The 13,111-nt window shown below is 68.2% G+C and carries 12 protein-coding genes; 7 read left to right on the top strand and 5 right to left on the bottom strand.

Annotation, left to right across the window (positions count from 1 at the left end; genetic code table 11):
- Positions 1–58: 58 nt before the first annotated feature.
- Both ACIA12_RS11230 and ACIA12_RS11225 read left to right on the top strand, forming a co-directional pair.
- Positions 59–304 (top strand): hypothetical protein, encoded by a 246-nt coding sequence (locus tag ACIA12_RS11230; protein ID WP_396366784.1) that lies wholly within the window; start codon positions 59–61, stop codon positions 302–304.
- An 80-nt stretch (positions 305–384) separates the two neighbouring features.
- Positions 385–669: a response regulator transcription factor gene (locus ACIA12_RS11225; RefSeq protein ID WP_396366783.1), complete on the top strand. Its 285-nt coding sequence runs from the start codon at positions 385–387 to the stop codon at positions 667–669.
- Between the two features lie 19 nt (positions 670–688).
- Here the strand turns inward: ACIA12_RS11225 and ACIA12_RS11220 are convergent, their stop codons facing one another.
- Positions 689–1,189: a tetratricopeptide repeat protein gene (locus tag ACIA12_RS11220; protein WP_396366782.1), complete on the bottom strand. Its 501-nt coding sequence runs from the start codon at positions 1,187–1,189 to the stop codon at positions 689–691.
- Positions 1,190–1,209: 20 nt separating this feature from the next.
- A complete protein-coding gene (locus ACIA12_RS11215; RefSeq protein ID WP_396366781.1) occupies positions 1,210–2,850 on the bottom strand; it encodes an ATP-binding protein in 1,641 nt (546 codons plus the stop codon).
- Positions 2,851–3,118: 268 nt separating this feature from the next.
- Here ACIA12_RS11215 and ACIA12_RS11210 point away from each other — a divergent pair, with 268 nt between their 5' ends.
- From ACIA12_RS11210 to ACIA12_RS11190, 5 genes are all read left to right on the top strand, one after another.
- Positions 3,119–4,189, top strand: coding sequence for an NlpC/P60 family protein (locus tag ACIA12_RS11210; protein WP_396366780.1), 1,071 nt, complete (start codon positions 3,119–3,121; stop codon positions 4,187–4,189).
- Positions 4,190–4,297: 108 nt separating this feature from the next.
- Complete coding sequence (locus ACIA12_RS11205) at positions 4,298–5,908, top strand: hypothetical protein (protein WP_396366779.1); 1,611 nt, start codon at positions 4,298–4,300, stop codon at positions 5,906–5,908.
- The gene (locus ACIA12_RS11200) at positions 5,901–7,145 is read left to right on the top strand and encodes a M48 family metallopeptidase (protein ID WP_396366778.1); all 1,245 of its coding nucleotides are present in this window, start codon (positions 5,901–5,903) and stop codon (positions 7,143–7,145) included. The genes ACIA12_RS11205 and ACIA12_RS11200 overlap by 8 nt, the downstream gene beginning before the upstream one ends.
- The gene (locus ACIA12_RS11195; protein ID WP_396366777.1) at positions 7,142–8,263 is read left to right on the top strand and encodes a glycosyltransferase family 4 protein; all 1,122 of its coding nucleotides are present in this window, start codon (positions 7,142–7,144) and stop codon (positions 8,261–8,263) included. Before ACIA12_RS11200 ends, ACIA12_RS11195 begins: the two co-directional genes overlap by 4 nt.
- 348 nt (positions 8,264–8,611) lie before the next feature.
- Positions 8,612–9,766 carry an alanine--tRNA ligase-related protein gene (locus tag ACIA12_RS11190; protein WP_396366776.1) on the top strand — a complete coding sequence of 385 codons (1,155 nt, stop codon included), beginning with the start codon at positions 8,612–8,614 and terminating at the stop codon, positions 9,764–9,766.
- On the opposite strand, the gene ACIA12_RS11185 is transcribed toward ACIA12_RS11190, so the two are convergent.
- From ACIA12_RS11185 to ACIA12_RS11175, 3 genes are all read right to left on the bottom strand, one after another.
- Positions 9,755–11,230: a carboxylesterase/lipase family protein gene (locus ACIA12_RS11185; RefSeq protein WP_396366775.1), complete on the bottom strand. Its 1,476-nt coding sequence runs from the start codon at positions 11,228–11,230 to the stop codon at positions 9,755–9,757. The two genes, ACIA12_RS11190 and ACIA12_RS11185, sit on opposite strands and share 12 nt — an antisense overlap.
- Positions 11,178–12,191 carry an EamA family transporter gene (locus ACIA12_RS11180; protein WP_396366774.1) on the bottom strand — a complete coding sequence of 338 codons (1,014 nt, stop codon included), beginning with the start codon at positions 12,189–12,191 and terminating at the stop codon, positions 11,178–11,180. Before ACIA12_RS11180 ends, ACIA12_RS11185 begins: the two co-directional genes overlap by 53 nt.
- A gap of 93 nt (positions 12,192–12,284) precedes the next feature.
- Positions 12,285–12,956, bottom strand: coding sequence for a hypothetical protein (locus ACIA12_RS11175; protein ID WP_396366773.1), 672 nt, complete (start codon positions 12,954–12,956; stop codon positions 12,285–12,287).
- Between the last annotated feature and the right edge of the window lie 155 nt (positions 12,957–13,111).

Below are 13,111 nucleotides of genomic sequence, written 5' to 3'. Positions count from 1 at the left end.
TTTAGCGTCCTTCTCAGCCGGATGCAAGTCCGGGTGCTTCCCCACCTTGGAGGACGTTGTGCTGATCGACTGCGACGCGTGTGCGATGAGAGGTCCCGGCTGCCGGGACTGCGTGGTCAGCGTGGTGCTCGGCATGCCACCCGAGCAAACCTCACTACGCGTCGACGACGAAGAACTGGCCGCCCTGGACGTGCTGGCCCAATCCGGTCTGGTCCCACCGCTGCGCCTGGTGCATGCCGTCAGCAGCATCGAGTTGCCGGTCGATGGCCAGCCGGGTCCGCAGGCATCCGCAGATACCGCCTGACTGCCTGGAAACTGCCGGTCAACCGCCTGTCACCGGCCGGTGACCCTGGATAGCGTCAGACCATCTACTGGGGAGAAGAGATGTCGATGGAGCAGATGGTCTCGGCCGGGCAGCGAAATGACCACGTCCCGGAAGGAATGTGCCAGGTCTATGAGCTTGGTGTGCTGGACCGCCCACCAGTCCTGAGTCACCGGCAGCTCGCCGTCGGCGAGCTGATGGCGACCGGCGCCAAGGATGCGGCCATCGCCCGGCAGCTGGGCGTCTCGCTGCGGACCGTCCGATCTGAAATCAGCGCGTTGGTCGCCGCCCTCGGCGCCACGTCCCGCTTCCAGGCCGGCTGTCTGCTGGTACGCCGCTTCGGCTGAGGCCGGCTGAGGGCGGCTGTCAGGCGACAGTGCCGGCATCGAGCAGCGCATCCAGGTCTGATTGCAGATCAGCCTGCAGGCGTCGATCGCCGAGCTGCTCGGCAGCCTCGAGAGCAGCCAGGAAGACCGATCTGGCTTCGGCGGGCCGGTTCAGCGCGGCAAGTGTCTGCGCGATGTTTCCGCGAGCCTCGGCGAGTCCGATCAGATTGTTGTTCTGCTCGGCCACCGCGGCGCTCTGGCGGAACCGATCGAGGGCGGGCTCAAGCTCTCCGTCGGCCTGCAGGATCAGGGCCAGCGCATTGATGGACCCTCCGATGACGTCGGCCGCGCCCAGCGCCTCACCCATCGGCAGGGCTTTCTCGAAGAGAACTCGGGCCTCGTCGAAGTTCTCCGCCCACAGGTGGGCGTAGGCGGTGTTGAAGACGCCGAGCATCGCGCCGTACGGGTCCTGGTCCTCCGCCGCGAGCCGCTCGCATTCAGCGAAGTGCTCCACGGCGGCCGCGTAGTCGGCCCGGTGCATCGCAAGAATGCCCAGTGCAGTCAGCGCCCGGGCGAGTGGAAAGCGGTGATCACCTTCACGCGCGATACCGGCGGCGGTTTCCTGGTACTTCGTTGCCTCGTCGATCCGACCCAGTTCGAGACAGGCGGCCAGTGTTTCCGGAGATGGAAGAAGTCGATCATGCTGGTCGGCAGCTGGATCGCGGGCGCTGAAAGGTTTGCGGCAGCGGCCACGTCGACGGCATCGGCAATCGCGGGCAGCTCGTCGGTACACCACTGCAGGGCGGTCTCCGGAGTGGCGAAGCTTTCGACGATCACGCCGTCGAGTGCCGGATCGATGGGGGACCGGACCCGGCTGGGCCGTAGTTGCCGGTTGGCTTCGTCCGCGGACTGCAGGTAGTAGTCGAGCACCCGCCTCAGGGCGGCTTCGTCCACGGCAGCGCAGCGCTGGGCGAACAGCTTGACGAGGTCATGCAACGCGAAACGGCCGTCAGCTCGGCTCTGTACCAGATTGAGCGCGACCAAGCGCTGGAGTTGTCGATCCGCGAGGTCGGCGGAGGTTGCCGTCAGTGATGCTGCGGCATTCGTGCCGAAGATGCTGCCGGGCAGCAGGCCCAAGCGGCAGAAGAACTCCTTGAGCTCACCGGGCAACCGGGCGATGGAGAGTTCGAAGGCCGGGAGGACCGACGAGGTCGGGTCACCGGGCAACGAGAGGCGTTCCAACCGGTCAGGGGAGCCCAGCTCGTCAGCTGCCTGCCGCAGGGTTCGGTAGTCACCGAGCGAGATGCTGGCGCCGGCCACCCGCAGGGCCAACGGAAGGCGGCCACACAGCGAGATGATCTCGGCCGCGGCCGTACGGTCCTCGTCCACCCGGGCGTTGCCGAGGACCGTACGGAGAAGTTCGCCCGCCTCGGACTCCGCCATCGCGTCGAGCAGCAGGGGATGAGCGCCTTCGCGCACCATCAACCCGGGAAGGCGCTCGCGGCTGGTGACGATCGTCGCGCAACTGGGGGAGCCGGGCAGCAACGGCCGGACCTGGTCAGCCGTCGCCGCGGTGTCGAGGATGACGAGCAGCCGGCGACCGGCCACCACAGATCGGTACGAGGTCGCACGTTCTTCCAGCGTCGGCGGTTGGTCGGCCGGCTTGATCTCCAACGCGGTGAGGATCCGCCCCAGCGCCTCGGCCGGGTCGAGTGGTTCCTGGTCAGGCGTGAAGCCGCGCAGATCGACGTACAGGCGGCCGTCGGGGAAATGGCCGGCGGCTCCGTGCGCCCAGTGGACGGCAAGCGCGGTCTTGCCGCTGCCACCGATGGCCGAGATCGTCACGATCCGGGCCGGTGAGCGCTCGGAGACCAGCAGATCCAGATCGCGGAGTTCGGCGAACCGGCCGGTGAAATGCAGGTCGTCCAGCGGAAGCTGGTCGAGGCTGGGGACCGGATGTGCGGACGCGGCCGGTTCCGGAGTTTCGTCGGCGATCAGGCCCAGTAGTTGGCGGGTCTCGCCGGCGGACAGTTCGAGTGCGCTCGCGATCAGCCGGATCGACTTCGCCCTCGGCTTCCTGACCCGGCCCGACTCCAGATCGCGTAAGGACCGTTCCGACAGTGATGACCTGTCGGCGAGTTCTTCCTGGGTCAGTCCTGAGCGCTGGCGCAGCGCTTTGATCCGCCGGCCGATCTCGCTCATCCCACCCCCGCCACCGATCCGTCCAGGTCGGGGACAGTCTGGTGACCGCAAAGCAAAGGCTTTCCGGACGTTAAGTTTGGATCAAACCAGAGGGGCGAATTGCACCGGTCACGAATCGGTTACTACTGTTACCTCTCGTTGCCTCACAGTCTCGGTCCACCAGGCCGGACGGGCAGCGAAGATTCAGCCGAAGGGTGACCGACCGGTCGTAGCTGACCAGGTGGGTTGACGGGGACGGCGTCGAGAAGAGGAAGGGACCGACCGGGCTGTGTCCATCGGCCGCACGAAGCGCTTCAAGGGAATTGCCCTCGCCGCCATCACCTCCACCGCCGTCGTAGCGGGAGTGATCTTCATCCAGACGGGGGCGGACGCGGATCCGAAACCGACCCTGGAGCAGGCGAAGGCCCAGGTGGCCGCGCTGCAGACCAAGGCAGCTGACGCCGGTGAGGCGGCCAACGACCTTCGTGGCCAGATCACCGCCGCGCAGATCCGGGTCAAGGCGCTGCAGGCCGGGATCGCCAAGCAGCAGGTGCAGGTCGACGCGGTCAAGCGGCAGATCGGCTCGCTCGCGGTCGCGGGGTACCAGACCTCCGGGATGACGACGACGGCGCAGTTGCTGCTGTCGACGAACCCCGACCAGTTCCTCAGCCAGGCCTCCACCGCGCAGGCGTTCGCCGGCCAGCAGAACTCGGCGCTCCGCCGGTTCCAGGCCGCCCAGGGCAAGCTCACCGACCTGCAGGCCAGCGAGCAGAGTGAGCTCGCCGCGCTGCAGTCCGTGCAGGCCCAGCAGGACGGCCTGAAGAAGCAGATCCAGGCCAACCTGGACGCCGCCGAGAAGGTGCTGGGCAAGCTCAGCGACGCCGAGCGCGACCGGATCAAGCAGGAGAACGCGAAGGAAGCCGAGAAGGCCCGCGACGAGCGCCCGACCCGCGGCGGCGACCGGACCTCCGAGGACCCCGAGGACAACACGCCGGTACCGGTCAACGGCCGCGCGGGTGCCGCCGTCGAGGCCGCGATGAACCAGCTCGGCGACAGCTACGTCTGGGGCGCCAGCGGCCCGAGCTCGTTCGACTGCTCCGGCCTGACGATGTACGCCTGGGGCAAGGCCGGCGTCTCGCTCTCGCACTCCTCCAAGGCGCAGTTCAGCGAAGGGCGCCGGGTCAGCCGCGCCGACCTCCGCCCCGGCGACCTGGTCTTCTACGGCAACCCGTCGATCCACCACGTCGGGATGTACATCGGCAACGGCCGGATGGTGCACGCGCCGAACCCGGGCAAGCCGGTCAAGACCGACGACCTCGACTACATGAGCGGCTACGCCGGCGCGGTCCGCCCGGGCTGAGCCCAGTCACGACATGCACTACGGCTCCGGGGACAGCAACCCCCGGAGCCGCCCTCGTTTGTCCACCTCCACCCCGCCCATGCTTGACTGTCCCCGGAGGGCTCTGAATTGACTCCTCTGACTGGGGCAGGCGAGCAGCAAGGGGCCGAGGTGGTCGACGAGCGCGGCAGCATGTTGCCCCCTGCCGACCCCACTGGTGCCCTGAGCAAGCACGACAGCGACGACTTCGGCAAGCGCGGCGGCGACGACTTCGGCAAGCACGACGACTTCGCCGAACACCGGGTCTCGCCGTCCGAGCAGACCACCATCCAGATCCCGGCCCAGCACGCGGTCGGTGACGGGCCGGGCCGCCCGACGGCGATCCAGACGGTGAGCACCTGGACGTCCGCGCACGGTCCGATCGTCAAGAAGGTCGCGCTCGGCGTCGCCGTCTGCCTGGTCGGCGTGGCCGGGTTCGCCGGCCTCCGCAAGATCGCCGACGCGCCCGCCGACCCGGATGCGCACGGCCGCAGCGCGCAGACCCCGGGCACCGAGAAATCCACCCCGGACGAGGCGGCCGAGGGCGTACGCCGGGCCGCCGCCGGCCAGGCCGTCCTGCAGAAGATGGCCGATTCGATCGACGAGCGCCGCAAGTCGGCCTTCCTCGGCACCATCGACCCGTTGGCCAAGAGCTTCGACGCCCAGGCCCGGACGATCTACAGCAACCTCGGCAAGTTGCCGTTGGCCACGTTCCAGTTGCGCTACGTCAGCGACGACATCGGCGCGCTCCCACCGGACCGGCAGAAGGAGCTCGGCGGTACCGAGTCCTGGCTGGCCCAGGTCGAGGTCTCCTGGCAGCTCAGCGGCTTCGACACCAAACCGGCCCGCGAGACCCTGCCGGTCACCTTCGTCACGCGTGACGGTACGACGTACGCGGCGTCCTTCAGCGAGCGCTTCGTGGCCGGCCAGCGGCGGCCGATCTGGGCGCTCGGCGGGATCGAGGTGGCCAAGGGCGAGCGCAGCCTGGTGATCAGCCTGGACTCGCAGGCCGACGCGGACGACTACGCGGAGGTGACCGACCGCGCGGTCTCGTCGGTGACGAAGGTCTGGGGCAAGAACTGGAAGCAGAAGGCGGTCATCTACCTGCCCGCCAAGCAGTCCGACATGGAGTACGTGCTCGGCGCCCAGCCGGGAACCTACACCCAGATCGCCGCGGTCACGATGGCCGAGCTGGACACCCCGGCGACCGGCGCGCCGACCCGGATCGTCGCCAACCCGAAGCTCTTCGACGAGCTCGGCCGGCAGGGCCGCCGGATCGTCCTCACCCACGAGACCACCCACGTCGCCTCGACCGCTACCGCCTCGCCGGTACCGTTGTGGCTGGCCGAGGGTTTCGCCGACTACGTCGCCTTCACCGCCGTGTCCGTCCAGGACGAATCGGCGGCGAAGGAGCTGTTCAAGGCGGTCCGGGCCGGCAAGACGCCGAAGACGCTGCCCACCCCGGAAGCCTTCGCCGCCTCGTCGGCCGAGCTGCCCCAGGCCTATGAGTCGGCCTGGTTGGCCTGCCGGTTGATCAGCGAGCGTGAGGGGCAGAGCAAGTTGGTGGAGTTCTACCGTGCCGTGCACACGTCGAAGAGCCGGACCGGACTGGCCGACGCCTTCCGGACCGTGCTCGGGACCACCGAGCAGGAGTTCACGGCCGACTGGCAGAAGTACCTGAAGAGGCTCGCCGGTGTCTGAGCGAGCCGCCAAACTGGCTCCCGCCGGAGCTGCCCTGGTGCTCGCCGCCGCCCTCGCCGTCGTGATCATCACGACGACGCCCTGGCACCTGATCGACCTGCCGAAGCCCGATGCGGCGCTCGACTTCACGACGGCCGAGATCAGCAAGCAGAACCAGTTCCGGCACGAGTTGTTGCCTTGGTCAACGATCTCCTGGATCCTCTCGCTGCTGGTGCCGCTGACGATCGGCTTCAGCACGCTCGGCCGCCGCCTGTACGCCGTGACGCGGATCCGCCGCTGGTACCTGGCCGTCCCCGTCGTCGTGCTCGCGCTCGGCCTGATCGCCAGCATCATCACGCTGCCGACGGACGCGATGGCCGAGCGGGTCACCCGGAAGTACGGGCTGTCGACCGAGTCTTGGGGGCTGTGGCTGCGCGACCGGCTGGTCAACTGGTTGCTCCTGTCACTGGCTTTGATTGCCATCAGCCTCGGGTTGATTGCCCTGGCCAAGCGCTGGAAGACCTGGTGGTGGGCGCCGGCGGCGATCGCGGGCGCGGTCCTGGTGCTCGGGGTCTCGTTCGCGTATCCGGTGCTGGTCGAGCCGCGGTTCAACGACTTCACCTCGATGCCGGCCGGTGCTCAGCGCGACGAGTTCATGCAGTTGGCGAAGCAGGACGGCGTACCGGTGAAGGATGTGCTCGTCGCCGACGCGTCCAAGCGGACGACCACGCTGAACGCCTATGTGTCCGGCTTCGGGTCGACGCGGCGGCTGGTCGTCTACGACACGCTGCTGAAGGATGCGACGCCGGCGCAGGTCCGGCTGGTGGTCGCGCATGAACTCGGCCATGCTGCCGAGAACGACGTGCTGCATGGCACATTGGTCGGCGCGCTCGGATCGGCCTTCGCCATCGTGCTGCTGAGGTTGTTGCTCGGGGCCCGCGTCGCCGATCCACGCCGTACCGCGCTCCTGCTCGCCCTGATCGTCGCCGGTACGACGCTCGCGTCGCCCGTGCAGAATCTGGTCAGCCGCCGGATCGAGGCTCGGGCGGACTACCACTCGTTGCAGCTGACCAAGGATCCGGCGGACTTCGTCGAGATGCAGCATGAGTTGTCGGTGCGCAACATCAGCGGGCTGGAGCCGAGCCGGTGGCGGTACTGGCTGTTCGCCAACCACCCGACGCCGCCGGAGCGGATCGCGATGGGGCGGGCGTGGGCTGCTGAGCACGGCGAGACGGTTCCGCCGCTGGTCGAGAAGTGACGGTTCTGGTCGTCACCAACGACTTCCCGCCTCGGCAGGGTGGGATCGAGACGTTCGTCCGGTCGCTGTGCTCGGAGTTGCCGGATCTGGTGGTGCTGACCTCGCGGATGGCGGGCTGTTCGGAGTACGACGCCGGGCTTCCGTTTCCCGTCGTGCGGGATCGGACGTCGATGTTGCTGCCGACCCCCCGGGTGACGCGGAGCGCGGTGCGGGTGATGCGGGAGTACGGGGCGGATCGGGTCGTTTTCGGGGCCGCGGCGCCGCTCGGGTTGATGGGGCCGGCGCTGCGGCGGGCGGGGGCGCGGCGGATCGTCGCGCTGACCCATGGGCACGAGACGTGGTGGGCCGGTACGCCGGGAACGCGGCAGGCGCTCCGGCGGATCGGGGATGCGGCCGACACGATGACGTCGGTGTCGGCGTGGTGCGAGGAGCAGATCGCGCCGGCGCTCTCGGTTGAAGCGGCTGCTCGGATGCGGCGACTGACGCCTGGTGTGGACACGTCGAGGTTCTTCCCGGGGTGTGGGGGAGAGCAGGTCCGCAAGGGGCTCGGTCTGGAGGATGTGCCGGTCGTGGCGTGTGTCTCGCGGTTGGTTGCGCGGAAGGGGCAGGACACGCTGATCCAGGCGTGGCCGAGGGTCCTGGCGGCAGTACCGGAGGCCGTTCTGCTGCTCGTCGGCGGCGGACCCGATCGGGATCGGCTTGAAGCGTTGGCCCGGGAGACCGGCGTGGGACATGCCGTGCGCTTCACCGGTGCGGTTGCCTGGGAGGACATCCCGCCGTACCTCGATGCCGCCGACATCTTCGCAATGCCCTGCAGAACAAGACGTTTCGGCCTCGAACCAGAAGCCCTCGGCATCGTCACCCTGGAAGCCTCCGCCACCGCCAAACCAGTCATCGTCGGCGACTCCGGCGGCGCCGCGGACACCGTCCGCCACGGCGAGACCGGCTACCTGGTAGACCCCTACAATTCGGTAGCCACCGCCCTCCGCATCACCGAACTCCTCACCAAACCAGCCCGGGCCCGGGCAATGGGCAAGGCGGGCCGCGCCTGGGTGAGGGACCAGTGGAGCTGGGCCCGCTCCGGCCAGCTCCTCCGCGAACTACTCGACCTCCGCTGAAGACCTGCCCCACGCAGCCGACTCCGGCTCCTGCAACGCCGCCCCGCCTCCGGCCAGCCATCGCGCCCGCATGCGCCTCTCGCCTCATCCACACCGACTTCCGCCGCCGACGCAGGCGCAGCCTGCGTCGGCGGCGGAAGTCGGTGTGTGCTGGTGGGCAGCGGCATGTATTGTGTTGGCATGCATCAGATGTCGTTCCTCGCAGTAGCCGTACGAGCTTCGTGCTCGCCGGCTGCCGCTGCCTGACATCTTCTTCACCCAACCGGCGACCGGAAACGGTTCGCCGGTTTTTTTGTTGTCCCGGCCTCCTTTTCTGGTCAGCACCCAACAGACAAGGACAAAACCGCGATGACCATCGACCAGACCTTCATCGACTTCTTCCGCCGGCACGGGCACATCCCCACCACGGGGTCCTCGCTGATTCCGCGCCCGGGCGACCCCGTGCTGTTCACGACCTCGGGGATGCATCCGCTCACGCCGTACCTGGAAGGCGATCCGCATCCACTCGGCCGACGACTGGTCGGCGTGCAGCGATGTCTGCGCACGACCGACCTCGACGAGGTGGGTGATCCGACCCACCTGACCGTGTTCGAGATGCTCGGCTCCTGGTCGCTCGGCGACTACGGCACCGAGCAGACGCTGCGCTGGGGTTACGAGCTGCTGACCGAGGGCTTCAAGCTCCCCAAGGACCGCCTGTACGTGACGGTGTTCGGCGGCGACGACCAGGTCCCGCTCGACCAGGAGTCACTCAGTACCTGGCAGGAGCTCGGCCAGCCGATCGAGCTGACCACCGGCGACAACTGGTGGTCGAACGGCCCGACCGGACCGTGCGGACCCGACTCGGAGATCTTCGTCTGGACCGGCGACGGCGACCCCGAGGGCACCCCGACCACCGACGACCGCTGGGTCGAGGTGTGGAACCACGTGATGATGCGCTACCGCCGCCTCGACGACAACTCATTGGAAACCCTGCAGCAGCAGAACATCGACACAGGTCTGGGACTCGAGCGCCTGACGATGCTGCTGGAGGGCAAGCGCTCGGTCTACGAGACGTCGCTGTTCGAGCCGTGGACGCGAATCATCCCGAAGCTGTGGAAGCTCGACGAGCACGACGAGCGGATCGTCATCGACCACCTGCGCTCGAGCATGGTGATCATCGGCGACGGCGTGCACCCGTCGAACACCGGCCGCGGCTACGTGCTGCGCCGGCTGATCCGCCGCGTGCTCACCCTGCTCTGGCGCTCCGACGACACCCGGACGCTGTCCGACCTGCCGATGGAGCTGTTCGAGCACACCAGTGAGCACTTCCACCAGGGCGAGGTGCTCACCTTGGTCCGCCGAATCCTGATCGACGAGGAGATCCGCTTCACCAACCTGCTCGACCGCGGCCGACGCATCCTCAACCACGAACGCTTCCAGAAGCCCCTCGACGACTCCGATTTCGAGTACCTTCACGAGACCCATGGCTTGCCCCGCGATCTAGTCCTCCAGCTAGTTGCCTGACATCCAAAGCGCCAGCTCAGCAGCCCGCGGGTCCTCCACCAGTCGAGTGGGGAGCCCGAACGTCATCACCGGCCGGGTGGTCGTCTCGTACGCCGACCAGCCCGGCCGGCCGGTGGTAGCAAACGCGACCCACGCGGCATGCATGGAGTCGGCAACTGACTGCGGCGGCTCAGCGCCGTACAGGGGAGAGGTCGCCGTCGCGAGTGTGTCGAACACGAACGGCAACTCGAGCGCGTGACAGGCGCGCAGCCCGTCGAGCGCTGACTGCCAGTCGAACTCGTACAGGTACGTCGGCGCGTGCGCGCGCTGGGCAAGCGCGAGCTGCAGCGTCGGCAAGCTGAAGAACGCGTCGCCGACGACCGCGCTGAAGATCTCACCGGGCGACTCGCCAGGCCGGTTCGCCGCGTACGCCGCCGCGATCGCCGGATCGATCCCCGACCGGGCGAGCAGCACCGGCAACGCCTCGGCCGTGATCGCCGCCGCCATCCCGGAAGGGATCGAGAAGAGCCGCATCTCCTCGGTCGTCGTACCGATCAGCAGGTCGACCCCAGCCGCGGAGCCGGCCGCGATCGCGTCGAGCGGCCGCGCAGGTACCGACTCATCGATCACCGGGAAGAACGGCATGATCCCGCCACCCGCGCTGACGACGGTCGCACCCCAGCGCGCCGGATCCGGGTTCTGCCGCAACTCCAACGCCACCACGCGTTGCGCGGCCAACAGCTCCTCGATCGCCACCGACGCGAAGCCGGCCGCGGTCGACTCCACCCCGAGCCGCTTCGCCACCTCGGCGGTGATCACCGCGCCATCGGCAGCGAGAGCCGCGGCCGTCGCTGAACCACTCTGTACGATCGCCCGCTGGAACAGCCCTTGCGCCGACGGCATCGACATCAGCGTCGCGACGCTCATCCCGCCCGCCGACTGCCCGGCGATCGTCACGCGTCCCGGGTCACCGCCGAAGGCCGCGATGTTCTCCTGTACCCAGCGCAGGGCCGCGACCTGGTCGAGCAGCCCACGGTTGCTCGGCGCATCCGTCAGTACGCCGAACCCCTGGACGCCAAGCCGGTAGTTGACCCCGACCAGGATCACCCCGTCGCGCGCGAACGCGGTTCCGTCGTACGCCGGAGTCGCATTGGACCCGTTCCGGAACGCTCCACCGTGGAACCAGACGAGCACCGGCAACCCGGACCCGCCCGGCGTCCAGACGTTGAGGTTGAGGAACTCGGGTCCGGGGCGGAGCGGGTTCGTCAGCAGTACGTCGTACGGGGGCTCGTACGGCGGTTGCGGGGAGGTCGAGCCGAGGGTGGTTGCATCCCGGACGCCCTCCCAGCTCGGCGGTGGCTCGGGTGCCTGGAAGGCTTTCGGGCCGGACGGGTCGGCGGCGTACGGGATGCCTAGGTAGGCGGTGATCCCGTCAGTGGTCGTGCCCCGGAGCTGCCCCGACGATGTCACCGCGATGGAGTCCATGGAGTTCATCATCCACCGTCGGCGACAGCTCCGGCGGCGCGACCTTGCCCACGGACGACTGCGCGACGAAGGCGCCGAGCAGCACGATCACGCCACCGATGATCTGGTTGGTGGTGAGCGTCTCGTTGAGCAGGATCCAGGCGAAGATGCTGGCCGCCACCACCTCGACGTACGCGACCGCGCCGCCGATCGCCGCCGACAACCGCTGGACCGCGGCCGCGCCGGCCAGGTACGCCACGACGGTGCTGACCACGATCAGCCAGCCGGCGAAGATCCAGCCGGGCGCGGACCGGTCGCCGATCGCGATCGTGTCGGTGAGGGTGTGCCACGGGATCGTCCACGGCACGGCCACAGCGGTCAGCGCGATGGAGCCGACGACGCTGCCGGCCGCAGTCATCACGAGCGGATCAGCGACGCCGGTGAGTTTGTCGATCAGGATGAAGTACGTCGCCTGGCAGGCGGCCGCGCCGAGGCCGGCGAGCAGTCCGATCAGGTCGAGCTTCAGGCCGGACCAGATCTCGACGACGGTGGCCAGGCCGACCAGCGCGATCGCGACGCCCAGCACGGCCGAGCGCGGTACGGCGACCTTGCGGCCGAACTTGAGCCAGCCGACCACGAGCAGCGGGCCGGAGAACTCCAGCAACAATGCGATCCCGACCGGGAGCCTGCTGGCGGCGACGAAGAACAGGGTCTGGCAACCGGCGATCCCGGTCAGGCCGTACAGAACGAGCTGCGGCCAGGAGCCCCGGGCCGCTCTGACACCGGCGGCGCCGCGGAAGATCAGCACCAGCGGGACGAGGAGGACGGTCGCGCCGAGAATCCGGATCCAGGCCGCCTGTTCCGGCGACATCCCGGCCTCGATCAGCGCCTTCGCGAACGGCCCCGAGCCGCCGAAGGTGATCGCCGAGAACACGGCGAACCCCAGCCCGACGGACTTGGTCCGCGCAGCGTCGTGTGCCATCCCTGTCCCACCTCCTTGTACATTGGCATAACCCTTTCACACTCATTACATGAGCGTCGAGGGGTTACTCGCCAGCTGGACAGGACGGGGTTGTCAGAGCACGTTGACCGCGCGGGCGGCGACGACCGCGATGGTGAGCAACGCCATCGCGGACTGGATCCCCATCAGCGTCTTCACCCGGGCGGTGAGCGGCATGGTGTCGGTCGGGCTGAACGCGGTGGACGCGGTGAACGCGACGAAGAGATAGTCGGTGAAACCCGGGAGCCAGCGTTCCCAGCCCGGGAGATCGACGGTCATCTGCGGAAACAGCAGATCAGCGCGTTCTTCCTCGTGCTCGTGCTCAGGCATCCGCGCGAACGGACCGCCCCGGTCGATCTCCCAGTACCAGAGCGCGAAAGCGACGACGTTGGTCACCCAGATCAGCAGGGCGGCCTTCACCAGCACCTTCCCGTCCGCGTTGTCTCCGGAGGCGAGCAGGACGATGAGGCTGACGAGGTAGATGGCGTTGACGGCGACCAGTACCGCCACCAGAACAAGCTCGATCCACCGCAGCCAGGTCTCGTCCCGCCGCAGATGGAACGGATTCGTCCAGACCAACGGAATCAGCAACCCGGCCCCGATGGCCGGCATGATCCACCGCGGCGCCTCCATGACCTCCGGCGGCACAGCCAACTGCAACCCCAACGCCACAACCACAGCCAACGAGGCCGGCCACCGCCGAGTATGCCGACTGCTCACCACAACCGCCTTGGCAACCTTGCTCATCCGAGCATTCTCACCCACCCACCTCACACATCCCCCACGCCTTGCCCAACAGACAAGAGCAACAGACAAGAGCAACAGACAAGAGCAACAGACAAGAGCAACAGACAAGAGCAACAGACAAGAGCAACAGACAAGAGCAACAGACAAGAGCAACA

Source organism: Kribbella sp. NPDC051620, from assembly GCF_044453825.1.
Lineage (GTDB): Bacteria > Actinomycetota > Actinomycetes > Propionibacteriales > Kribbellaceae > Kribbella.
The sequence above is the reverse complement of the archived record's forward strand: the minus strand, read 5'-3'. Positions and strand labels throughout refer to the sequence as shown.

What these genes read in the sequence shown, in the direction of transcription:
- ACIA12_RS11175 (WP_396366773.1), bottom strand. Translation starts at nt 12,956, where the DNA reads ATGAGCAAGGTTGCCAAGGCGGTTGTGGTGAGCAGTCGGCATACTCGG.
- ACIA12_RS11180 (WP_396366774.1), bottom strand. Translation starts at nt 12,191, where the DNA reads ATGGCACACGACGCTGCGCGGACCAAGTCCGTCGGGCTGGGGTTCGCC.
- ACIA12_RS11185 (WP_396366775.1), bottom strand. Translation starts at nt 11,230, where the DNA reads ATGGACTCCATCGCGGTGACATCGTCGGGGCAGCTCCGGGGCACGACC.
- ACIA12_RS11190 (WP_396366776.1), top strand. Translation starts at nt 8,612, where the DNA reads ATGACCATCGACCAGACCTTCATCGACTTCTTCCGCCGGCACGGGCAC.
- ACIA12_RS11215 (WP_396366781.1), bottom strand. Translation starts at nt 2,850, where the DNA reads ATGAGCGAGATCGGCCGGCGGATCAAAGCGCTGCGCCAGCGCTCAGGA.
- ACIA12_RS11225 (WP_396366783.1), top strand. Translation starts at nt 385, where the DNA reads ATGTCGATGGAGCAGATGGTCTCGGCCGGGCAGCGAAATGACCACGTC.
- ACIA12_RS11220 (WP_396366782.1), bottom strand. Translation starts at nt 1,189, where the DNA reads ATGCACCGGGCCGACTACGCGGCCGCCGTGGAGCACTTCGCTGAATGC.